The organism is Lysinibacillus sp. FSL W8-0992 (genome assembly GCF_038008685.1).
GTDB lineage: Bacteria > Bacillota > Bacilli > Bacillales_A > Planococcaceae > Lysinibacillus.
Map to the genome: position 1 here is coordinate 3,639,045 of NZ_JBBOZQ010000001.1, position 24,478 is coordinate 3,663,522.

Annotated in this window: 23 protein-coding genes; 3 read left to right on the top strand and 20 right to left on the bottom strand. The window is 38.1% G+C overall.

Going from position 1 to position 24,478, the window contains the following annotated elements:
- Positions 1-152: 152 nt before the first annotated feature.
- From NSQ74_RS18285 to prsW, 10 genes are all read right to left on the bottom strand, one after another.
- Entirely contained in the window at positions 153-941 is a 789-nt protein-coding gene (locus NSQ74_RS18285) for a hypothetical protein (protein ID WP_340825216.1), read from the bottom strand.
- Between the two features lie 18 nt (positions 942-959).
- Positions 960-1,172: a DUF2768 domain-containing protein gene (locus NSQ74_RS18290; RefSeq protein ID WP_340825217.1), complete on the bottom strand. Its 213-nt coding sequence runs from the start codon at positions 1,170-1,172 to the stop codon at positions 960-962.
- A 401-nt stretch (positions 1,173-1,573) separates the two neighbouring features.
- Complete coding sequence (locus tag NSQ74_RS18295) at positions 1,574-2,590, bottom strand: NAD(P)H-dependent glycerol-3-phosphate dehydrogenase (RefSeq protein ID WP_340825218.1); 1,017 nt, start codon at positions 2,588-2,590, stop codon at positions 1,574-1,576.
- A gap of 160 nt (positions 2,591-2,750) precedes the next feature.
- Positions 2,751-4,061: a ribosome biogenesis GTPase Der gene (gene der, locus NSQ74_RS18300; protein WP_340825219.1), complete on the bottom strand. Its 1,311-nt coding sequence runs from the start codon at positions 4,059-4,061 to the stop codon at positions 2,751-2,753.
- A gap of 291 nt (positions 4,062-4,352) precedes the next feature.
- Positions 4,353-5,489, bottom strand: a complete 1,137-nt coding sequence (rpsA, locus tag NSQ74_RS18305) for a 30S ribosomal protein S1 (RefSeq protein ID WP_340825221.1) — start codon at positions 5,487-5,489, stop codon at positions 4,353-4,355.
- A 102-nt stretch (positions 5,490-5,591) separates the two neighbouring features.
- Positions 5,592-6,266: a (d)CMP kinase gene (gene cmk, locus NSQ74_RS18310; protein ID WP_340825223.1), complete on the bottom strand. Its 675-nt coding sequence runs from the start codon at positions 6,264-6,266 to the stop codon at positions 5,592-5,594.
- An 82-nt stretch (positions 6,267-6,348) separates the two neighbouring features.
- Positions 6,349-7,008, bottom strand: coding sequence for a flagellar brake protein (locus tag NSQ74_RS18315; RefSeq protein WP_340825225.1), 660 nt, complete (start codon positions 7,006-7,008; stop codon positions 6,349-6,351).
- 85 nt (positions 7,009-7,093) lie between these two features.
- Positions 7,094-8,377 carry a PepSY1/2 domain-containing protein gene (locus NSQ74_RS18320; protein ID WP_340825226.1) on the bottom strand — a complete coding sequence of 428 codons (1,284 nt, stop codon included), beginning with the start codon at positions 8,375-8,377 and terminating at the stop codon, positions 7,094-7,096.
- 16 nt (positions 8,378-8,393) lie between these two features.
- On the bottom strand, positions 8,394-9,245 hold the full coding sequence (gene sleB, locus NSQ74_RS18325; RefSeq protein ID WP_340825227.1) for a spore cortex-lytic enzyme: 852 nt from the start codon (positions 9,243-9,245) through the stop codon (positions 8,394-8,396).
- A 98-nt stretch (positions 9,246-9,343) separates the two neighbouring features.
- Entirely contained in the window at positions 9,344-10,018 is a 675-nt protein-coding gene (gene prsW / locus NSQ74_RS18330) for a glutamic-type intramembrane protease PrsW (protein ID WP_173478441.1), read from the bottom strand.
- 81 nt (positions 10,019-10,099) lie between these two features.
- Between prsW and NSQ74_RS18335 the strand changes: the two genes are divergently transcribed.
- A complete protein-coding gene (locus NSQ74_RS18335) occupies positions 10,100-11,068 on the top strand; it encodes an asparaginase (RefSeq protein WP_340825230.1) in 969 nt (322 codons plus the stop codon).
- A gap of 141 nt (positions 11,069-11,209) precedes the next feature.
- Here NSQ74_RS18335 and NSQ74_RS18340 read toward each other — a convergent pair whose 3' ends face one another.
- From NSQ74_RS18340 to NSQ74_RS18370, 7 genes are all read right to left on the bottom strand, one after another.
- A complete protein-coding gene (locus NSQ74_RS18340; protein WP_340825231.1) occupies positions 11,210-12,751 on the bottom strand; it encodes an aminotransferase class V-fold PLP-dependent enzyme in 1,542 nt (513 codons plus the stop codon).
- 4 nt (positions 12,752-12,755) lie between these two features.
- A complete protein-coding gene (locus tag NSQ74_RS18345) occupies positions 12,756-13,316 on the bottom strand; it encodes a glycerol-3-phosphate acyltransferase (protein WP_340825232.1) in 561 nt (186 codons plus the stop codon).
- 72 nt (positions 13,317-13,388) lie between these two features.
- Positions 13,389-14,351, bottom strand: coding sequence for a YpdA family putative bacillithiol disulfide reductase (locus NSQ74_RS18350; RefSeq protein WP_340825234.1), 963 nt, complete (start codon positions 14,349-14,351; stop codon positions 13,389-13,391).
- Positions 14,352-14,496: 145 nt separating this feature from the next.
- A complete protein-coding gene (locus tag NSQ74_RS18355; protein ID WP_340825235.1) occupies positions 14,497-15,252 on the bottom strand; it encodes a metallophosphoesterase in 756 nt (251 codons plus the stop codon).
- Between the two features lie 159 nt (positions 15,253-15,411).
- Positions 15,412-16,128: a LysM peptidoglycan-binding domain-containing protein gene (locus tag NSQ74_RS18360; RefSeq protein ID WP_340825236.1), complete on the bottom strand. Its 717-nt coding sequence runs from the start codon at positions 16,126-16,128 to the stop codon at positions 15,412-15,414.
- 88 nt (positions 16,129-16,216) lie between these two features.
- On the bottom strand, positions 16,217-17,659 hold the full coding sequence (locus NSQ74_RS18365; RefSeq protein WP_340825237.1) for a RecQ family ATP-dependent DNA helicase: 1,443 nt from the start codon (positions 17,657-17,659) through the stop codon (positions 16,217-16,219).
- The gene (locus tag NSQ74_RS18370) at positions 17,660-18,688 is read right to left on the bottom strand and encodes a helix-turn-helix domain-containing protein (RefSeq protein ID WP_340825239.1); all 1,029 of its coding nucleotides are present in this window, start codon (positions 18,686-18,688) and stop codon (positions 17,660-17,662) included. It lies immediately after the preceding gene.
- A gap of 105 nt (positions 18,689-18,793) precedes the next feature.
- Here NSQ74_RS18370 and NSQ74_RS18375 point away from each other — a divergent pair, with 105 nt between their 5' ends.
- A complete protein-coding gene (locus NSQ74_RS18375) occupies positions 18,794-19,042 on the top strand; it encodes a ferredoxin (protein WP_173478432.1) in 249 nt (82 codons plus the stop codon).
- A gap of 216 nt (positions 19,043-19,258) precedes the next feature.
- Positions 19,259-20,041: an enoyl-ACP reductase FabI gene (locus NSQ74_RS18380; protein ID WP_340825241.1), complete on the top strand. Its 783-nt coding sequence runs from the start codon at positions 19,259-19,261 to the stop codon at positions 20,039-20,041.
- Positions 20,042-20,505: 464 nt separating this feature from the next.
- Here NSQ74_RS18380 and NSQ74_RS18385 read toward each other — a convergent pair whose 3' ends face one another.
- The 3 genes from NSQ74_RS18385 to NSQ74_RS18395 all read right to left on the bottom strand — a co-directional run bounded on the left by NSQ74_RS18385 (position 20,506) and on the right by NSQ74_RS18395 (position 24,344).
- Positions 20,506-21,264, bottom strand: a complete 759-nt coding sequence (locus tag NSQ74_RS18385) for an ABC transporter ATP-binding protein (RefSeq protein WP_340825242.1) — start codon at positions 21,262-21,264, stop codon at positions 20,506-20,508.
- A 3-nt stretch (positions 21,265-21,267) separates the two neighbouring features.
- A complete protein-coding gene (locus tag NSQ74_RS18390; RefSeq protein ID WP_340825243.1) occupies positions 21,268-23,586 on the bottom strand; it encodes an ABC transporter permease in 2,319 nt (772 codons plus the stop codon).
- A gap of 122 nt (positions 23,587-23,708) precedes the next feature.
- Positions 23,709-24,344 carry a TetR/AcrR family transcriptional regulator gene (locus tag NSQ74_RS18395; RefSeq protein WP_340825245.1) on the bottom strand — a complete coding sequence of 212 codons (636 nt, stop codon included), beginning with the start codon at positions 24,342-24,344 and terminating at the stop codon, positions 23,709-23,711.
- Positions 24,345-24,478 lie beyond the last annotated feature (134 nt).

The following is a 24,478-nucleotide window of genomic DNA, read 5'->3' on the forward strand; positions in this document are numbered from 1 at the left end:
GAACCAGTGTGATATTTCCGCGATGTCATGCAATTATTCTGAATTGTTTGAGTGCCTGGCACTAATTTCGGACACTAATTTCGACAGCTATTTTAGCATAAAAAAAGCCTCAATCAATTAGATATTCTCTAACGATTGAGGTAATTAAAACTTTATTTCGATTCGGTAGCTTTACTTTCGCTCTCTTGAGCTGCTTCCGCTTCTTCCTTCGCCTTTTTTGCATCCGCTTTATAGGCATCCATCATATAAGTTGGCTCGCCTTTTTCATCTACAGTGTATGGCACTGAATAGGCTGGAACAACTGGATATTTATCGACAAGTAATTGACGAATATCCTCGCCTGGCTTTACATCTGGCTTGTCCTCTTTTAATAGCTGACCTAAATCGATTGAATAATCCACATGCATTTCGCCATCGCCTGTCATAAATATCGGTAATTCTGCACCCGAATACGGACTTTTGACTGTTACTTCTGATTTGTAGCCTAATTTTTCAAAGTTAATTTGGTAGACATTATCAGCAATTGCACCCTTTGTCGGAATATACTGTGTGCCCAATTTGCGAATATTAATCTCTCGCATACGCTCCGCAGAGTTTAAATCTACTAATTTTACTTCAGCGCTGTTTTCTGGATCCCAAATAATATATTGATAAATACCGCCTTTTTCATATGCATTTCCTGGAATTTGCGTAATATATTTTGGCATAAGTTTTTCAAAATCGATTAAATATTTTATATAGATATCCGTATCCAATTCACTGTTTTTAATCGGTACTAGGCCCCCTGTAGCTTCACGATATTCATTGACAGCACGTTGGACAGATGCTAATTGATCGACATCTGGCACTTGGTTTGCGGCCTTTTCCTCCTCAGGATATGCGCAACCACCTAGCAAAACGGCTATTGCCACTGTCAAAAGAAAAGCATTTAGTTTTTTCATTCACGTTTTTCCCCCTTTTTAAGCTGGCCATGTGGCAATTATAAGTACCATTAAAAATGTTCCAAGTCCAAACAGTATGTATGCTAATAAATTTACGATTGTACGTAATAAACCATTTGAAATTTTATTGCGACCTAGATAAATTAAACCAACTGAAATAATCATAAAGCCGATACAATAAAAAGATACCCACATGATATCCAGTGCTGGCATATGTGCTAACGGACCCATTTAAGTCTACCACCTTTCTTCAATGACACGAGACAATCAACGTTTATTATACTATGGGCATCCTTAAAAAAGAAGGCGCTTTCCCAAAAGTAAAAAAGGAGTGCTATAAGGTGCTTAACATGTTATTTTTTTGATATACGAAAAAAATAATCCTTCAAGCTCATATAAATTAAGGTGACCGCTACAACATAAAACTCTCCGTGGAAATCATATCATATTTTTACTATAGGTGGAGAAATGTATCGTTATAAAAATAACTTTTAAGGCAAAAAAAGTATTATTACCACCTATTACTTTACAATTTGTTCAAAAAAGAGACACCTCAGATCCTTCTGAGATGCCTCTTTTGTGTCCATTTCATGACAAGTTATATATTGCTTACTAGTTCAAACCATTATGATTTAGTTCATCAGTTCATCGATCTCACGCTTTTTCACTCGCATCATTAATGCATCGACGGCCACTTTCGGCTCTACATCGTTAAACAATACGCCATAAAGTTCCGTCGAAATTGGCATGGCAACATCATATTTTTCGGCCAGTTGATAGGCTGCTTTTGTTGTCCGTACGCCTTCTACTACCATCCCCATTTGATCGAGTACTTCTGGCAGCTTCATACCTTTACCTAACATATTTCCTGCTCGCCAATTTCGAGAATGCACGCTTGTACACGTTACGATTAAATCTCCCATGCCTGTCAGCCCTGCAAATGTAAATGGATTTCCGCCCATTTTAACACCTAGACGAGTAATTTCAGCAAGTCCACGTGTAATAAGTGCAGCCTTCGCATTATCACCATAATTTAAGCCATCTGTTATGCCTGCAGCTAACGCTATAACGTTTTTTAATGCACCGCCCATTTCCACGCCTATAACATCCTCATTCGTATATACGCGGAAAAACTGGTTCATAAACAAGTCCTGTACCTTCTCAGCCGCCTCTATATTGGCACAGGCTGCTGTAATCGTAGTTGGGGAATGTAATACTACTTCCTCAGCATGACTTGGCCCTGAGAGCACTACAATGTCTTCTACAAATTCAGAAGGCAAACTTTCGGCCAAAATTTCAGATATACGTTTTAATGAATCTGGCTCAATTCCCTTTGAAACATGGACAAATAATACTTTTCTGTCTAATGTAGCAATCATCTTTTCACAAGTTTCTCGTATAGCCTTAGTTGGTACAGCTACAACGATTGTATTAGAATGTGCTACTGCCTCTGCAATATCATTTGTAGCATGTAAATTCTCTGGTAGTACCGTTTCTGGTAAATACTTTTTATTCGTATGCTGTGTATTAATTTCTTCTGCCTGATCGGCTCTATGTGTCCACACAAGGGTATCATGTCCATTTTCCGCAAGTACCATTGCAAGTGCTGATCCCCATGAGCCTGCTCCTAGTACACAAACTCGTTCCATTCAAATTCCCCCTTCTATTTCCTTTAGGTAAATCTTCACGGGCAAAATGCATGTTATCAAACAAATTTTAACCAAATTGTGATTTAGCCTAGTCCTTTGAAAAAAGACGCCACCCAACAACAATTGTCGGGTTGGCGTACTGAATAAGTTATATTTTAGATTATGCACGCGCACGTGTAATTAAACGAATTGGCGTCCCTTCAAAATCAAATGTTTCACGAATTCTATTTTCTAAAAATCGCTCATAAGAGAAGTGCATTAATTCCGTTTCATTTACAAATACCACAAATGTTGGTGGTTGAATCGCCACTTGTGTTGCATAGTAGATACGTAAGCGACGACCTTTATCAGTTGGCGCTGGATTACGTGCAACCGAATCTTCAATCACTTCATTTAGAATAGATGATTGGATACGCATCGCGTGATTTTCACTTACACGCTGTACAATCGGTAAAATTTGATGCACTCGTTGTTTTGTATTTGCTGACACGAAAATAATCGGTGCATAGTCTAAGAATAAAAAGTGTTCACGGATTTGCTGTGTAAATACATTCATTGTTTTATCGTCTTTTTCAATGGTATCCCATTTATTAACGACAATGATAATAGCTTTTCCAGCCTCATGTGCATAGCCTGCAATTTTTTTATCCTGTTCTTGAATGCCTTCTTCAGCATTAAGAACAACTAAAACAACGTCAGAACGCTCAATAGCACGTAGCGCACGTAAAACAGAATATTTCTCTGTCGTTTCGTACACTTTTCCTTTTTTACGCATACCGGCAGTATCAATAATTACATATTCATGCCCATCGTATTCGTAAGGCGTATCAATAGCATCTCGCGTTGTACCCGCAATGTTACTTACAATGACACGATCTTGACCTAGGAACGCATTCACTAATGATGATTTCCCGACATTTGGACGACCAATTAAAGAGAATTTAATAACGTCATCTCCGTATTGATTTTCATCTTCTTGTGGGAAGTGCTTTGCACACTCGTCTAATAAATCTCCTAAGCCTAATCCGTGGGAGCCTGAAATTGGCCAAGGTTCACCAAATCCAAGTGCATAGAAATCATAAATCATTTCACGCATATCTGGATTATCAATTTTATTTACTGCTAAAACGACCGGCTTTTTTGTTTTGTATAAAATTTTTGCAACTTGCTCATCTGCTGCTGTTACGCCTTCACGACCATTCGTCATAAAAATAATAACATCTGCTTCTTCAATAGCGATTTCAGCTTGTTGACGAATTTGTTCTAAAAACGGCTCGTCTCCAATTTCGATACCACCTGTATCAATAATATTAAAATCATGTGTTAACCACTCTGCCGAACTATAAATACGGTCACGTGTTACTCCCGGAATATCTTCCACAATCGAGACACGTTCTCCAACGATACGATTAAAAATCGTCGACTTACCTACGTTCGGACGACCTACGATGGCTACTACTGGTTTCGTCATCTGTACTTCATCCTTCCAACTTCTTGTCTTTCGCTATTATACACGAAAAATGCCATTATATCATAACATATCCATCAAGGAGAGTACTTTTTAGCTTTCTCTTTTACATAACCGCTATTTTTCGTTCCAAGCATTTCCTTTTTAGCAGGGTTCGCTCCAACTAGTTATCCTGTTGTGGCTTACGTTAGGCTGAGCTAAAAGCGCCGCCTGCAGCAGAAATCAATTGTAACTAAATGCAAAAATTTTAGACAAAATAAAGCGAGGATACAAATATATCCTCGCTGTTTGTTATTATTTAAAGTTTTTCAGTTGGTCGCCAATTACATCACCGAGAGAGAAGCCTGTGTTTTCTTCTGGTAATTCATAATCGATTACTTCTTCCGCCTCTGGATTTTCCAATAAATCTTTAATACTTAATGCAAGGCGCCCTTCGTCAACGTTGACATCTAGCACCTTCACTTGTACCTCTTGCGCTTCTTTCAACGCTTCATGAGGTGTATTAATATGCTTATGCGCAATTTGTGAAATATGCACTAAACCTTCCACTCCAGGGAACACTTCTACAAAAGCACCAAATGACGTCAGGCGTTTTACTTTACCTACAAGCACAGTGCCTTTCGCAGCACGCTCTTCAATATTCGACCAAGGTCCAGGAACTGTTTCCTTAATCGATAACGAAATACGCTCATTCTCTGGGTCTACTGAAAGAACCTTAACTTTTACTTCTTGTCCTTCTGTTAATACCTCACTGACATCACTCACATGCTCATGTGATACTTGTGAAATATGGACAAGTCCATCGATACCACCAAGATCAATAAATGCACCAAATGATGCTATACGCTGTACTTTACCATCTAATACATCGCCAGCTTTGATTTGATTAATAACATTTTTCTTCTGAGAGGCTTTCTCAGATTCTACTACTGCTCGATGTGATAGAATTAAGCGATTTTTTTCTTTATCAAGCTCGACAATTTTAAAGCTTAATACTTTCCCTTTATAATCTTCAAAATCATCGACAAAATAATCTTCTACTAGGGATGCTGGAACGAACCCACGTACTCCTAAATCTACAACAAGACCACCTTTAACAATATCCTTTACTTCCGCTTCGAAAACTTCTCCAGCAGCAAATTGTTGTTCTAGTGTATCCCATGCTTTTAAGGCATCTACTTTACGTTTTGATAATACATAGTTTTCTTCTTCAACCTTTGTAATCATCAATTCTAACTCATCCCCAACGGAGATAGCGTCAGACGCTTTTTCAATGTGTAAGCTCGATAATTCACTTATTGGTACAATACCGTCAAACGGTGCACCCGGAATTGAAACAGTTACCGCTTTTTCATCAACCTGCTCTGCAATACCTTTGACGATATCACCTTCGTTAAACGTTTGTTCTGCATAGTTCATTTCTTCAGACATATGTAACCCTCCTTCGCATCTTCCCTTACTATTTTATTCGATATTGAAGACAAAAACAAAAATAAATCCTTTAAATTCAAAAAATGTCTGAAATTTTAGGATTTATACCATTTTTTCTTGTGCTAATTTTAAAATGGCTTGCGCTGCGGCATCAATTGATAGCTCCGTTGTGTCTAAATAAATAGCATCCGCTGCTTGTATCAATGGTGAAGCTTCACGCTCACTATCCATTTTATCGCGTAAAGCAATATCTTCTTGGAGCTTTTCTATTGAAGACGCTATCCCTCGTTTTTCATTGTCAATATAGCGGCGTCTTGCACGTTCTTCTACAGTAGCAGACATAAAGATTTTAAGTTCTGCATTTTTTAACACATGTGTAGCAATATCACGTCCATCCATGACAACACCACCATTTGCGGCAAGTTTTTGCTGCTGTGCTACTAACAATTCACGCACTTTGGCATGTGCTGCTACTTGCGAAACAGAAGAGGTTACTTCATTGGAGCGAATTGCATCAGATACGTTTTCGCCATCTAAAAAAACAAGTTGACCTTGAGGAGAAGGCTTTAATTCAATTGAGCTAGCTGCTAACATTTCTGCTAATTTTGCTTCATCATCTAAATGTATGTTTTGTTGCATTGCTTTATACGTAACTGCTCGATACATTGCTCCCGTATCGATATACGTGAATCCTAGTGATTCTGCAACGATTTTTGCGATTGTACTTTTGCCAGCACCTGCAGGACCATCAATCGCAATTTGAATGTTTTTGTTCATTATGCTTCCCTACTTTCTTCACACCATATTGTAACATACTAATAAAAAAAAGCCCTCTACAAGCAAGAGGGCTACTGTGAATTTAATCATCGAATGGATTTATTTCTTTACGGCGATTTAACAGCTGTCGTTCAAAGCAAAAACGTACGATATGTTGTTGATCAATATCATCCGTATCGGTTAATTGAATGGTAGCAATTGTCTTGTCATCTTTTTCAAATATTCGAACAACTGTTGCATCTGTAACGACGTAATTTACATCGCCATTAGCAAATGGCAAGACAATCGTTAACTTAATGTCATCGTCATCTTTAAAGGCTACATCACCTTTTAAGATAAGTGCGAGTCCACCTGCACTTATATCCGTTGTTACTAGCTGGTATTTATAATCTTTAAATTGAACTGCCACATCGACAGGCGTCTCAACTCGAACGTATTCTCGGCGTTGAATTTTGATAAACTCATCCTGTTGTGGGCAATGCAACATAATCATCGGTATATTGCCAGCTTTGCGCCCAATTACTTCTGTATTGAAGGCGTAGGATTGTTTATCTTCTGTTCGAAAGGTTGCCCTAAATTCAGAACCATCTATTAAAAAAGCTGTTTTTTTAGTTATTACATTTGTTGGATAGTCAATATAAATTATATTGTCTCTTTGTTCAACCACTTTACAGCGGAATTTTTCAATACGTTCTGTATAAGTAGGTTCAAGTTGTAGTAGTGTACCAATTTTTATTTCCATGAGCATCTCCCCGAACAATATATATACCCCTATTATTGCATGGGATGTAAATTTTGGCTATATGAACTGGGAGCTTTTTCTATACTTAAGTTAAATATTCTACTTTTAACACATTGTGATTTTCCGCATCCACTACAATTCGGAATGTTTCTTGCGCTTGTTCGTCTCGAACTGCAATCACTTCATAGCAAAGTCGTTGCTCGAATTGTCCGTTATCCGTATAAATATTTCTTACTTCCTCTACACGTACATTGTCATCAAAGAAAGTTTTCCAATCAATTGGAATGGCTTTTTGTGGTTTTATCGCTTCTTCTTGTATATATTCCATGGCATTTGCACCAAGTAACTCACCATTATCTTTTGCAATTTTTAACTGAACGCCGTCTGCATAAATTAATGCATTGTCACCAGGATTAACGCGTGCAAAAGTAACATGCCAAGCTAAATGGTTTTCACGTGACTCAACAAATGCAACATCTTTCATCTCAAGTCTCTTTAAATGTTCTTCCGCTTTTTTAATAATTTCCTCTTGTGACAGCTTGGCTTCATCAACAGGACGTTCAACTAAATAAGATAGTAAATGTCCTCCCTTTTCAGTTAAGTCAACATAGCCTAAGCGAATACCTTGGTGGAACTGTATGTGGTAAAACGGATATGGTGCTGTATCACTGCTTTTTGTGACAGTAAACGTAGCATCTTTAATAATTGGGAATAAATATTTTACTTTTTCTAAAGCTTCTTTTTCCGTAATGACTGAATCTTGTAATGCTTTTAAGTCTAATTTTTTCTGCCAGTCTGATTCACTCAATGTAAGCGGGAAATCACTTTCGCCATAATCTTTTAATGTCTTCTTAATATTATCAAATCCTGTATTAGGATTTTTATTGTCTACTTGACGCATCCAAACATCCATATTTCCATCTTGCTTATAATAATCAACAGTTGCTGTTGTCCATTCGTCAGATAATGCTTGTAAATTCGTAGAAATTTGCGGCATCTTTTCGCGCCAAGCTTCATAATCTCCGGACTTCGCAGTTTTTTTCGCTTCATCACCAAGTCTTCCTAAATAACCTAGCCACTGATTAGAAAGCTCTTGCCCAATTGGAATATTTGAAATAGATGAACGCACTTCAGAGCTTAGTCGCCAAATAGAATCGAGCTCACTGTGTATTGCCTGTTCATCCTTAAATAACAGAGACTGCGAAACGGCTCTTTGTAAATACGATAATTTCTCTGAGGCATCCGTTAGTTTTTCTGTATACTGCGCATGCACTGTACGTTGTAAACTTTCTTTATCTCCATGTAAATCAATACTGTATGCTCCTAAACCTATAACTGCTATCGTTAAAATAACGAGCATTGTTCTCATCTATTTTCCTCCTTTCTTATGAACAGAAAATATGCTCACCTATTTGTTTTATTTGAGGACGAGACCAAATCCACTTACTTGTTGCTGTTTTAGGGTTAAAGTAATACAATGCATTCTCTGATGGATCCCAACCATTCATTGCATCGATAACTGCTTCTTTTGCACGCTGGTTCGGCTCTAGCCAAATTTGTCCATCCGCTACTGCTGTAAACGCCAAAGGTTGGAAAATAATACCTGAAATCGTATTAGGAAAATCAGGGCTTTCTAATCTATTTAAAATAACAGCTGCTACGGCTACTTGGCCTTCATATGGTTCTCCCCTAGCTTCTCCGTAAACTGCATTGGCGATTAGCTGTAAATCACGTTCCGTATACTTTGGTGGAATTTGTGTATCGGTCCCATTATTATTACTACTACCAGTGCTTTCATTATTTGCTGTACCGCCACCACCAGAATTCCCACCAGTATTACCTGTATTACCAGTACTTTTCACCTGCTGATCAAGTGGAACGCCACCATAATAGGTAAACTGATTGCCAGCTTTTAATTGCGCTTTCACCCAGTTTTCATCATAATCTGAATATCCTGCTAACGCTTTCTTCGTCTTTGTGCCTGCTATTCCATCTACTGGTATTCCATATTTCTCTTGGAAATTTCGTAATGCCCAGTAAGTGTTGTAGCCAAATTTCCCATCAATTTTACTTTTATAAAATCCTAAGTATTGTAGTCTAGCCTGTAACTCAATGACGTCATCTCCATATGCACCACGGGTAATTTGTTGATCGCTAAACGCTGTTGCGTTGTTTTGTGGTATTGAGACTATACTAATCGCAAGTAGGAAAGCAAAAAGTATACTTATTAAACGCACAATCATCACTCCTTTTTTTATAGCTTGAAACAAACAGCACTTTTTATACATTTATAAAATAGAAAAAACGTAGAAATCAGTTTTAGATTTCTACGCTTTTATATTTTTTTATGCATATGCAAATGTTGGATAAGATGATAATGCGCAAGCTTTACTTTACGTAAACCAAACCACCATAAAAATAGCATAAACGGTATCATTAAATATACCCAATGTCCTTTAAATGATAATATTGTATTGTATAAAATGTGTAATACTACGGGTGCGCAAATGGCCATCGCAATCATTTCTTTCGTCTTTGCATGCTTTGAAAACTTAGCACGACCATAATAATAGCCCATTACTACTCCAAATAGAGCGTGACTCGATACGGGTAACAACGCTCGCATGAATGCTGTATTCAAACCGAAAGAAAATAAATACAATACATTTTCAATCGTAGCAAATCCAAGAGATATACTTGCACCGTACAATATGCCATCATAAGGATCATCAAATTCTACATGATTGTAGATAGCTATTAACAGAACAAACCATTTAAAAAACTCTTCAATGACACTTGAAAATAGGACATCTTGTAAATAAAGATATTGAAAAACCCCTTCTTCTGTTAATACATACTGTAAAAACAAGATAGGGAATGTTAAAAAAGCACCATACAAAAACGTTTGAAGTAAAGTTTTTCGTGGCTCCGTTGCCATTTGATTGCGCAAATAGAAGTAACTAAAAAGCGCTAGACCTGGAGCAATGGCAGCTGATAAAAGAATGATCATGTTGCCGGCTCCTTTCAACAGTAGACTGATATCATTATACCATGTAATGACAAATTTTTTTTAAAAGGAGATTTATTTTTTATGAGAAAAACAATTTTATTAATTCATACTGGCGGAACGATTTCCATGGCAATGAGTGAAGAGGGTGCGGTCATGCCAAACAAGGAAAATCCACTAATAAAAGAAAGCAAAAAACTAGATACACTTGCTTCTATTAAGGAAGTGGAGGCATTTAATCTTCCTTCACCACATATAACACCAAAAGAAATGCTTAGTTTACGTAATTTAATTATGGAAAAAACTTCAACTGAACAATTTGATGGTGTCGTTATTACACACGGTACGGATACATTAGAAGAAACAGCTTATTTCTTAGAGCTAACAACCAATTTATCCATTCCCATTGTCTTGACAGGTGCGATGCGTTCCTCCAATGAGTTAGGTGCAGATGGCATTTACAATTTAGTTGAAGCAGTTCGCGTAGCTGTAGATGACGAAGCACGTGACAAAGGAGTGCTCGTAGTAATGAACGATGAAGTCCATCTAGCAGTCAATACTACAAAAACGAGCACTAGTTCTGTCAATACGTTTCAATCGCCACAATACGGTCCAATCGGACTGATTACAAAATCGCGCATTTTGTTTCATCATGCCCCGATTCGCCGTCAATATGTAGACATACAGGGCTTAGGGAAACGAGTAGCCATGCTGAAAGTGTATGCAGGGATGGATGTAGATTTACTCGACGTTGTCCTTGCCTGTCAATATGACGGGGTTGTACTTGAAGGACTTGGACAAGGAAATGTTCCACCAACCGTTGTAAAGGGCATTGAAAGTTTATTGGAACGCGGCATCCCTGTTGTGCTTGTATCCCGTTGCTTCAATGGCATTGCTGAAGGCGTATATGGTTACGTTGGTGGTGGTAAAATGCTAGAAGATTTAGGCACAATTTTTGCGACAGGCATTAACGGACAAAAAGCACGATTAAAATTGCTAATCGGTTTAAATAAAGAAGGAAATCCATTGGACTTAAAGGAATTTTTCCAGTAAGTCCTATGCATTTCTCGTTAACCGCCACTAAAACTAGGTGAATCGCCACTAAATCATGTCATAGCGCCAATAAAGCAAGCTAAGTCGCCATTAACACGAGAGAAACCGCTCATATAACACGGCAGCTCTCCGATAAAGCACTTATACATCTACTGTTTGCTCATAATAAGTTAACAGATTACGTAAGCGACCTAGTGCTAACTCAAAATCAGGTTGGATTACTGACAACTGTATAAAATTTCGGTTGCGTAAATATTCACTATCTCCATGGACATATAATCCATTTAATTTTAAATCGGTCGATAAATTAGTGAGTTCCTTTGGGCATTGTATTGTCAAAATCATTGGATACGCTGTAGTTGCTAAGCGATAGTCCATAAATGGTAGCTGCAGCAGCGCTTCATAGTGCTGTTGTAGCTGACTATAGCGAGCTGGATATGCTTGTAAAGCATTTACTACATTGCCAATAAGCACGGCTGGTAACGTAGAGGGAATCATACCTTGCTGATAATTAGCTAAGTCCAAGTAAGCAGGTATAGTAGAGGAAGGCTCCACAAGTTGTTGTGAAAATACAAATGACAAGCCACTAAGTGCCCCAATCGCTTTACCACTCACCGCTGTAGCTAAGTAGCATTCAGCTAATGAAAATGGCATTGCCCCAAATGAGCTAATACAATCTACGCAAAGCTTTAAATTATAGCGCTTAACCAATTGTAAAATGCCTTCTAATTCATTACATGTACCTGTTGAAGTTTCCCCGTGCACCATTAGTAGCCATTGATAGGAACCCGTTTGTAATAAAGCTTCCAATGACTGTAAATCAAATGCGCTTCCCCACGCTTGCGAAACGACGTCAAAATCTAATGACCAGCGCTCAGCATGCTTGTGAAGACGTTCTCCAAATTCCCCATTCGTTAAAATAAGTCCATGCCCCACTTTTTGTGCTTTGAGTTGTCCGAGCATCACTTCATTCGCTAATGTCCCTGTTCCTACTAATGTAGCGATATGGGTGGCATTTGATAATTCGAGAAGCTTGCTGCGCATACGTTCATATAGTGATTGAAAAGCTTGAGATCGGTGTGACATCTCAGAATACAAAATAGCTCCTTGCTGTTTAACAGGCCCTGGGTAAAATGTATAACTTTCTTGTGCAAGTTTTTGTTGTAAGGAGTGTTCAAATTGTTGCCTCGTTAATACCATTGGTAAAAACATAGCTTCAGCTGTACCTACTGCTGGTGCGAATTGGTTAAAGCCCATTTGCTTATACAATTTTTCCTCACGCGTAGTACCCGAAATGACAGCCGCTGAGTAGCCTTTTTCATAAGCAAAAGCATTCAACGCCTGTGTCAATCTTAATAATACACGTCCTGTACGATATTGCTTTTTCACTGCAAGTAAGCGAATTTCACAAAGCTTTGTACAAATTTCCTTTGGTAAATACTGCTCCACTTCACCAATTTTTTCATCAATTGAAAACGGTCGTTGATCTCGAAAGGCTAACATGCCAATAAGCTCAGTTCCTTTATAAACAACTAAATACGTATTTTCTTGATGGAAACGGTCTACTTTTCTTTTCATCGTATTTGGTTCATGCTGTGGAATTTCTTCAACAAAGGTTTCATAATTCAACTGCGCGATCGCATCGAATTCCTTTTCTGTCTGTGCGACTTTACACCAGTACATAAAATCACTTCCCTCTTCTTAAAGACTCCTTAATATTGGATGTATGCTTAATCAACATACAAATAATTGCAACTAGCATCGGTATGTATAGCGGTAATTGACCTGTTAGTACAATTGCTCCAATGTAAAACACGAAGCCACCTAGCATGCCAAGTGTAAGGCTTCTTGTGATACTAAACACAATTGCTGTGCCGACAATCATAAAGGAAAATATAGTCGGTGATAAGGCAAGGCCAACTCCGATAAATGTTGCCACGCCCTTGCCCCCATTAAATTTCAGCCAAATGGGATACATATGACCGAGTATAACGAGACAGCCTCCTACAATAATTGCCCACTGTTCCAGATTCCAAATACTTCCTAGTAACACAACGAGAACACCTTTTAATGAATCCCCCAAAAATGTCCACATAAATGCAGCCTTACCTATTACACTCCCTGCATTTCGTGCACCTAGGTTTTTACTGCGTTCCTCCTGCAAATTGACACCATATACTTTTCCAACGAAAAAAGCAGTCAAAAAGTTTCCAATAAAATAGCTAATTATCCAATATAACCAAGTCATTTTCCCCCACCTTTTATAGCCTCTATTCTAAAAGAAGCTGTATAAGCAGTCACGCCTATACAGCTTCTTATATTATCTTCTTTCTGCAATTGTTTGTGCGATACAATCACCATGGAAGCGTCCATTTTCAATAAAAATTTCATTGGCATTATTGCCTGCTGCGATGACCCCCGCAATAAATAGCCCTGCTACATTTGTTTCCATTGTGTCAGGTTGACAAAATGGTCGACCTGTTTCCTCATCAATCGTAACACCCATCGCTCGAATAAATGAATGATCTGGGTGATAGCCAGTCATAGCAAAAACAAAGTCATTTTTTAATACTTCTTCACGACCGTCAATATTTACTACAACCTCATGCTCACGAATTTCTACTACATTTGTATTAAAGTGCATTGTGACTTCCCCACCACGTACAACCCCGTCAAATTCAGGTAAAACCCACGGCTTCACGCTCGGAGAATATTCACTGCCACGATACACAACTGTGACACGGGCTCCAGCCTTGTTCAATTCTAATGCTGCATCTACAGCTGAATTTTTCCCACCGATTACAAGGACATCCGTATCAAAAAATTCATGTCCTTCTTTAAAGTAATGGTAAACCTTTGGTAATTCCTCGCCAGGAATATCCATATAATTAGGATGGTCGTAGTAACCTGTTGCTACTACAACATATGGAGTTTCATATACATCCTTATCCGTCGTTACCGTAAAAATCTCTCCATTTTTCACAACACTTCCGACTTTTTCAAAACGGTTAACTTGAATATTTTTCAAGCGCACTACCTCACGATAATAAACAAGTGCTTGATTTCGCTTTGGCTTGCGCCCCTCAATAATGAACGGTACGTCACCAATGGCTAAACGTTCACTCGTACTAAAGAAAGTTTGATGTGTTGGATAATTGTAAATGGCATTTACAATATTTCCTTTTTCAATAACAATCGGTCGTAAACCAATTTTTTGTAAAGATATTGCTGCCGCTAAACCACAAGGGCCTCCTCCAACAATTATTGCATCAACTTGTTGCATTGTTTGACACTCCTATCAAATAGGCATCAGCGTATTAAACACAGATGCTTCGCTTTCATGCAGATTACATGCTCTCTATTGGGCATCTACATTTTAAAAAATAACTCTCGTCTCCATTATACGCCTTCTACGCATTATTGGTTGTTTATTTACCCGAAATTTCAATGTCAATTATATGGCATTCAGGTTTCGCTCCTAAACGGAATGGCAATAGTGTAGTGCCATAGCCATTACTCACAAGTGTCATCACACCGTCACGTTCCCGATAAGAACCAAGCGGATGAACACCATACGGTCCAACTCTTATTTGACCACCGTGCAAATGTCCACCGATCATTAAGTCCGCTCGAAATTTCGCACGCACTCTGGCAAAGACACCAGGATTATGTGAAATAAAAACGACTAAATCATCCTCGCCAACTTTTTCAAAGGCAGCATCAAAACTATATTTCATCGTAGAAGTATCTTCAATAGCACTTAGCCATAAGCGATTCTTTTTAGGTAATAAGACAGCATCATTGGCAATAATTTCGACCCTGTGTTGTTGTAAAATAGCCCGAAATTGCTCCTCGCCTACTTCTCTATCATTATTCCCCCAGATAAAATAAGTAGGTCCTAACGGTGTCAATAAATCGAGATTGTCATGGATACGTTGAATAGGTGTGCGCCCATCTGCAAAATCTCCACCGATTATTACCGCATCAAATGTACCTTTTAATCGTTCTATCATTGGACGATTAATTTTTCGTAAATGCGTATCTGAAATAAAAAATAGTCGAATCTTTTCTTGTTCACCTTTGAGTGATAATTGATGATGCAACACATTATTTTCGTGCGCGACCTTCCACATATAGAGTAGGAAGGCGATAACTATTAAAAGAAATAGTCCAATATATATCATTCCCTCACTTCTCCTTATGACAGCAAAAAGGCGATTCATTATGCTGTAGAATCGCCTTTCTGCTAATCAGACGTTTGCCTCAACCATTCATTGGTGTTGACGTTTGTCCTTTATTTTATACTAGAAAAACAACATTGCCAAAGAATGACACCATTTTTCTTATGGTAGTTTAATGACTTGCCCAACAAATACAGTGTCATTAGGCATACCGTTCGCCGCTCGGATTTTCGCTAATGTAGCTTCACTACCATCACCGTAGTAATTTAATGCAATACGATATAGGTTTTCATTTGCTTTAACTGTATGTGTTTTCGCTTTTGCAGCATTTTGCTTTTCTTGTTCTGCTTTACGTGCTTGCTCAGCTTTTTTAGCTTCTTCTGCTTTTTTTGCTGCCTCAGCCTGTTGTTGTGCCAATTTAGCTTCCTCGGCTTTTTTCGCCTCTTCAGCTTTTTTCGCTTCTTCAGCAGCCTTTTGTTGTTCAGCTAACTTTTCAGCGTCTTTTTGTGCCTGTTCTTTGGCTTGATCGTTTGCTTTAGCATCTTTGTCTTTATCAGATGATGTGGATGCTTCCGCTTTACTACCAGTCTTATCAATTTCTACAACAGAATCTAGCGTATCCTTTTCGGCTTCTTCAATCGTTTTACCAGGATCATAGAATTGCACGAAATAAATTAATATAGTTAATGGAATTAAAATAAATGTAACAAAAAGTATCGTCATTAACGGTGATTTACGTTTTGTATTTTTCGGCTTTTTGTTATTGCTTCCATTTTTATTCATTCTTGAAACTCTAGATAGATTTTGCTGTTCTTGTTGTTCTTCTTCAAATGACTGACGATGTTCTTCGATTTTATCACGATAGTCTTCTTTACTCATTCGACTTTCCTCCAACCTTGCTACGCATTCTTCTATCATTCTATTATGACGAATTTTGCGAAAAAAGTAAATGACCGTCAATTATAGTCTAATCGCTTAATAAAAGCTGTTTTAATCGACTTTCCCATGCAATCATTTCTACTTTTTTCTCTTCCTTAACGCGTACTATATTGATTTCATCATAATGGATTCCACAATTTTCACAACAGTTTTCAGGTTTTTTCTGCAATTTTTGCCCAAAATACCCGACAAGCTGCTCGCGAATACAGCCTTTTGTCTGAGTAATTTTTAACATTTCATCAACCGCCTGATATTTTTCAAGTGCAAAATAATTAAGTCGCGCTTTCACTTCCTGAACAGATTCCTGATGATACCAGTAATCTAGCACACGAAAGGCCGTTTCACTCAACTCACCATTTTTCAACATTTGCGATGGCTCGATATGCTGTATTACAAGCTCTTGATAACGGTCGACATGACTTGCTGACGGCAAATCGCCTGTTACAACAAATTTCGCAAGCTCTTCGTCACCATCACTATAAAGTAAAATTGCAAGAGCTGGTTTTCCATCACGACCTGCGCGTCCTATTTCTTGCATATAATTAGCGACATTGGCGGGCATTGTTTCATGGATCACCTGTCGAATATTTGCCTTATTGATGCCCATACCAAAAGCATTTGTCGCCACAATCCAATCTAGCTCTCCATCAATAAATTGCTGCTGAATAAATTGACGATCCTCTGCACTATAACCCGCATGATAAGCTGCTGCCCGAATACCTGCTTGCATGAATGTTTCACAATATTGCTCTGCACGCTTACGTGATGACATATACAAAATACCTGGTCCAGCTGTTTTTTTGACATGTTCTAAAATCCATTGTGCCTTATCAGCCCTATCCTCAAATCCAACACGCCCAAGATGAATATTAGGACGATCGACGTTATACATAAATTCAAACGGGGCGTTCAGCGAAAGTGTCGTATGAATATCCTTTACTACTTTTTGCGTCGCAGTCGCTGACAAAGCTAACACTGGCGGGCGATTGCTTCGCGAAAACCAGTCACCAATTCGCAAATAATCTGGACGAAAATCAAATCCCCACTGCGATATACAATGCGCTTCATCAACTACAATGAGACTTAATGACATTTTCGCGAGTTTTTCCTGCACCTGTTGTTGCAAAAGCATTTCTGGTGACGTAAAAATAAAGCGATATTGTTCTAAAAAATGGAGTGCATATCGTTTTTCATCTGCTGCTAAAAAAGAATTTAATGCTACTACTCTTTTTTCACCAAAGCGTTTAAGTTGCTCTACCTGGTCCTGCATTAAAGACAATAAAGGTGACACGATTAACACTGGCTTTTGCAATATATATGCTGGCAATTGATAGCACAGTGATTTACCCATGCCAGTTGGCAATAACGCAATTACATCTTTTCCATCAAGAATTGCTTCAATTACTTCCTTTTGACCTGGTCGGAATGTTGTATAGCCAAAGTGCTTAGCTAATGTTTGCTCTAGTTCCATTTATACTTCCCCTTTCGCGAGGACAAGTCTCAGCTGGAAATAACTCAAATCTTTTACTACTTCATGCAATGCCTTTAATTTTTTTGTTTGGTATTGCTTGGAAGCGTGCCAAACTTTTTCCGCTTCTTCATATGAGACGAATGGGCCGATCGAAAAGTTCGGTTCATTCATCGCTAACTCCACTAAATGATCTTCAATCGTACTTTGTTTCAATTTTCTTATTTGCACAATTTGTTCAATTGAATATCCTTGTTCATATAAAACGGCAGTTTGCTGTGCAGAATCAGTCAGCAATGCTTTAACCCGAAGTTCCTCAGTCATTTGGCCAAGTAACGGGTAATTATTTGTTGCATGCACTTCATTCATTAATGTATGTAGTAATTCGATAAATGCTAATTGACTATCAAGCACAGTTTCCTTTCGTTCACTAGATAGCTGCTGCCATGTCCACCCAGGTAAACTATGACCACTTAATCGATAAAGAACGAGTTGTTTATTATTATCTGATACAGGTAAGGTAGCTAATACACGAAGGCACTCTTCAAGTAGTTGTTTTTGCAAATTTCCCGATTGATACTGATAGTCCTGCAAAAAATTACGTACCCATGACTGAACTTGGGCATCTTTACTAATAGGAGAAAATGAACGAATCCCCTCTTTTTGATAAGACAGACTTTGGACGACTAAAGAAAGACGAGCAAAAAATACATGCTCATTTCCTCGATAATGCCAGCCGTCAAATAAAAAAGCAGATGTTTGCTCTGCTCGCTGTAAACCGAGCTTTTTCATGGAATAATGACCAGATTCCTGCATACTTAACCAACTATATTGCAAAAAGGTTGCTACAGCCTCGTCAAATGTCGCGCGTGGTAGCTTTGGGAGTAATCCAAAAAAGTTATGTAGCTGAAACAGTCCAACATCTTGAATTGTCTGACCTGAACGCTTTCCTCTAAGGATATGATAAGCAGCAGAAACTGTTCGTTCATTATTAAGTTTTTGAAAGATTTGCAATAAAATTTGATAAAACATTGAAGCAAATTCCTCCAATTTAATAGTATTAGGTTGAAATGTAAGTTAAACATCTTTAAAATGAGTATGAAGCTTTGTAGGACCATCGTAAAAGGAGAGAAAGAAATGGCTAAATACACAATTGTTGATAAAGATACATGCATCGCTTGTGGCGCATGCGGAGCCGCAGCACCCGATATTTATGATTATGATGATGAAGGAATTGCCTTCGTTATTTTAGATGATAACATGGGAACTGCTGAAGTTCCAGAAGATCTACTAGAAGACATGCAAGACGCTTTTGAAGGTTGCCCAACAGATTCTATCAAAGTGGCTGAAGAACCTTTTGATGGCGACTCTTTAAAATTCGAATAGGTAAACATCATTACTAAATAAAGGCATCCTTCAATGGATGCCTTTTTGTTTGAGTTGGGTTTGTATTTTGACATTAAGATAAAGAGTGAGTATATGTCATTTCAAATGAAGTTGTAAGCTCTTTTCATCTTGTTATTGCAACGATAAATTATGTATGATAAGATTTTAGTAGTTGGTACTAATAACAGATATTATTTCGTAAAGGGGTTCTTATAAATGATGGACAATTTATTACAATTAAAAGATAAAAACATTGTCGTAATGGGTGTTGCAAACGACCGCAGTATTGCTTGGGGTATTGCAAAACGTTTATTTGACGTAGGTGCAAATGTTATTTTCACGTATCGCCAAGAACGTTCATTAAAAAAATTACAAAAGCAACTTGAAAACTACGGCCAAGCAAATGCATTTGTCGTACAATGTGATGTTAATAGTGATGAAAGCACAAAAGCAGCATTCGATACAATCGGTGCAAAAGTTGGCGTTATCCACGGTATTGTTCACTCTGTAGCATTTGCCAATGCAGAAGACTTACACAATCGCTTTTTAGAAACAACACGCGATGGCTATGCATTCGCTCAAGATACAAGTGCGTATTCTCTTATTTCAACTGCTAAAGCAGCACACCCGTACATGACAGAAGGTGGCTCTATTGTAACGATGAGTTATTTAGGCGCTGAACGCGTACTTGATGGCTATAACGTAATGGGTGTTGCCAAAGCTGCATTAGAAGCGTCAATGCGCTACTTAGCTGCTGATATTGGGCAAGACAATATCCGTGTAAATGCAATTTCTGCTGGTGCTATTCGTACACTTGCGGCAAAAGGTGTTCCTTCATTCAATACGATTTTACACAAAATCGAAGAAACAGCGCCGTTAAAACGCAATGTTCAACAAGATGAAGTAGCTGATATGACAATTGTAATGCTATCTCACCTATCACGTGGGGTAACTGGCGAAACAATCTACATCGACGCTGGCTACAATATTATGGGTTAATAAAAGACAAAAAGTGTTAGATTGACTACAATCAATCTAACACTTTTTTGTTGCGTCGTTGATGTTCGTTACGGCGAGTGCTTTCCGCGGATACATCGCAAGCCGCAACCGACGCTTACGCGCCGCCTGTTGCGTCTTACGTTTTGTGCGTTCCTGCAGGAGTCACTCGCCTCCGCTACCATCAACTAGTATTCTCTTTCTATTTTTATTCACTGCATAAGAGAACAGCTATGGTTTCATTTATTTTACATAGCAGAAAAATACAATTAATCTAACACTTTATTGATGCAATGTTGATGTCCACTACAGGGATGCTTTCCGCGGGCATACCGCAAGCTTCAACCCTGCTATGGCACTGTTTGTTACGTCTTACGTTTTGTGCATGAGTCGCCTCATCCGCTACCATCAACGAATGCTTTACTTCTATTCATTTTCCTTGATGGGAGACTCACCTTCTTTAGAAATTATATTCCGTTTTTTCGCATTTCCGCCATAATCTTTTCCATTTTGTCTTCAATATTTATGTCCGTAAATCGGCTAAATTGTATTTCATCGACTATTTTTCCGTCACGCATAAACAGTATACGATCAGTCCTTGCGGCAATCTTTGGATCATGTGTTACAAGCAGCACCGCTGTCCCTTCTGCATTAATTTCTGTAATAATGTCCATGATTTCCTGTGCTGATTTTGAATTAAGTGCACCAGTCGGCTCGTCACCAAAAATAATTTTAGGATTGCTTATTAGTGCGCGGCAAATGCCTGCACGTTGTAGCTGCCCTCCCGAAACTTGTGTAATATCACGTTTTTCAAGATCGCTTATACCTACCTTTTTCATAAGCGCTCTTGCCCTTTTTGTAATCTTATCAACACTTTTTCTGTTATCTCGCATTGAAGGAAGTATGATATTATCCATAATATTTAAGTTTTTAAGTAAAGTTGGCTGCTGAAAAACAAACCCCATTTTTGTTCTCCGTAAATCGGCAAGCTCCTGTTCACTAAGCATTGACAAATCCATTCCATCAAAAGACACCTTTCCAGTGTCAATGCTATCCATTCCACTTACTGCATACATAAGTGTAGATTTCCCTGAGCCTGATGGACCCATAATCGCAACGAATTCCCCCTCGTTTATTTCAACGGACACACCATTGAGAACATTGTGCTTTTTTTCTCCTGCACCGAAAGATTTTACAATATTGTCACCGATAATCATTTTCTTCATAAACTACTCCTTTATATTTTCGGATATTTTTATTTTCCCAGCCCCAGAAGTACTAATAATTGTTGCAATTAGTACCGAGCATGCCATCAGTAGCGGACAAAGTAAGTACGCCGCTAACGGATTGACCGAAAATGTAAACGACGAAGCACCAAAAGAAGAGATAACCGCGCCTGCTAGTAATCCTCCGAGCGTGTTAGCAAGAAGTGTACCAACAACAATTCCAATCATTAGTACGAATAAGGAACGGGCAGCATACTGTGACATAATATCGGAATTTGTAAAACCTAACGCTTTCATTACAGCAATAGAGTATCTATCCTTTGCGATAAGCATTTTCATAAACAATAACGTAACTAATACAGTAATAAAGAGCGCCACGGCAATTGCGACACGAGAAGCCTTTCCAACTGCCTCAATTGTTGAGCCGAAAGTTTGTAAGACGTAATCATTAATGTCTGAAACTTTTGCATAGGTAAATAGATTCGTATACTCAGTCATTCTATTATCCAGCACAGCTTTATCGGAAAATTCCACGCTAATAACACTCCACATCATGTCTGTAGAATTGTCATTAAAAATAGCCTTTGCGGTTTTTCCACCGTTTGTAATATCGGAATAAATGCCGCTTATCATGAAATTTTGCTCCTTTCCTGCAATGATAAGGGTTATACTATCGCCTATTTTTTTACTAAGCTCATCGGCGTTTAACTTTGAAAGTGCAATTTCATTTTGTGAAACGGGTGCCCTCCCAGTCGAATATTTTATTGGGAAGATTGAATGGTCACCAAGTTCGATTTTTATATTTCGCTCTGTTCCATCTTCCATTTTTACTTTAAATGTTTTTGTCGAAAGAACAGTATGCTTTGAAATGGTACTGTCATTGTTTATAGTATATAAAATTTGTTCCGTTTTTTTAGAAATATGATCAGTCTGCTGGATGTCAATACGCATATCGTAGTTGCCAATACCCATATACTTGATGAAGTTATTTGAGGAAATCGTGTTGTAAAGGTTTAGTGGAACAATCATGATAAATGCCGATATTACAAGCACTGTTAGCATTGTGGCGTAAAGTCTTTTTCTTGACAGTACATCTTTAATGCCAAGAAATATATTTATGTTAAAGAGACGGTTGCTGTTCAAGCAAAACTTCCTTGTAGCACTGTTTTTTTCTTGGGAAGTGCCATGGCGTATTGCTTCAGCAGCGGAAATTTTACGAAAGCGTTTCAACACTCCATTTACATAAGCAATAATTGCAAAAAATACAATAACTATACCAATTATTCCGAAAAGCGATGCAAGAGAAGAATTGTCGCTTTCCCCCATATAAAGCCTAATATTTTCAAGAAGCATGTTTTTGAACAAGAATGAACATACATAGCCGATAACACTACCTGCCAACGCAATGGCTGCATATTTTGCAAGATATATCTTCTTTATGTCTGAGACTGGTAATCCGATTGCCTTCATAACACCAATTTCGCGGTAGTCTACTTCAATTTTTGCGAGGAGAGTGAAACGAATGCACATAAATGCAATGGCAACGACTAGTACACTTATAAGTAGTATGATTGCTATCATCATCCCATCTGAAAGTGCATTAATTGTTTTAAACAGTGGATATGTTATCGTCGGTCCATTCGCTTCAAGTCCTGCGGTTGCATAGGCATTTTCAAATTCGCCGAGCGATGATAAATCCTTTAATCTGAACTCAATTAAATATTCCGTACGCCCAAAACCTTTTATGTCTGCGTAATCATTTTTACTAATAAGAAATCTCTTCGAAGAGGAGAGCATGGAATTCATCTGTGAATCTCTTAGAAATCCTGCAACAGTGAATGATTTCCCACTTATCGCTGCAATGTCCCCGACCTTTACGTTGTTTTCCTTCATATAACGTAATGGAACATAAAGCTCACCATCAGATGCGTTAATAATATTACCATCAAGATCCAACAGGTAATCGAATTTCTCACTTTGAATGCTAAAACCATTATCCTGAACATTATTTGCAAACGAACTATTGCCTAAAATAATTTGCGAGCCGTCAATATTAAGAAACTCAAGCACTTGAAAATCTTGGACGTTACTATGCTGTTCAGCAAAGCCTTTAAGTCGCACTGTATTAATATCACCTACATGCATTTGCATAAAATGAGGGGTTTTCGCCTGCTTCATAAGTGTATCTAACGCCCCCGAAAGATTTACAACAAGTATTGCTGATAGCGCAACAAGCATAGCCGCGACCGCAACAAATATCATTGTTGTTAGCGAAATTAGTTTGCTATTTGAAATATCATTGCGAATTATTCTGTAATACATACGTCACCTCTGTTCGAGATTTTTAACAGATTGAAAAACATACCCCCACCAACTAGCCTTCCTGACCTAAGAAAAAAAGGATTTCCTAAAAAATAGCCGAATTAATCAGTATTTTTCTCAACTCAGCTTCCTTCTTTTCCATTGTCAAACATCCTCATCATGTGCATAAGACTTCCACTTTCAACTCCTAAAAGTCGTTCGACGTTAAAAATTAATGCTTGTACTCGACCCGCGAACTCATCATTCGTCAAATTGACCATTGCATCATCAAAAACAGTATTGGTATATGCCACAATCATTTCCATACATTCATACGGATATGGCGTATGAAATAGTCCTTGCTCAATGCCTTCACGAATAACCCCCGTTAATACTGGCGGAACTTCGTTAACTATAACTTTTTGTATTTTCTGATGCATAAGAGCATTTTGTGGCTTATGCATATGCTCTATTACTTCTTTGCCGTTACCGTCACTAATATTCAATGCCATGACAACGCCGATAATACGCTCATAGACGGATACATTCTTATCAGCAGCAATTTTCTTGGCAGATTCTAAAATTTGCACCGTATAGCGTTCAATCAACGCATCCATAATATCCTCTTTCGACTTAAAGTGATAATACAGCGTACCCCGTGCAATACCTACTTTTTCTAGAATTTCGTTTGTACTTGTGCCATCAAAACCTTTTTGACCGAAAAGCTTATCAGCTACATCCAGTATTTCGTTTCGACGCTCTTCAGCTTCTTTTCGCATTTCTTCCCCCTTACTGACCGACTGTCTGTCTATACCATTTTATGGTACAACTTTCCATTTTGTCAATAATATATGCTAACTATTGTTTTCAAGTGGATAAAAAATCACCCCCTCTCTACGAACAGTTAGAGCTG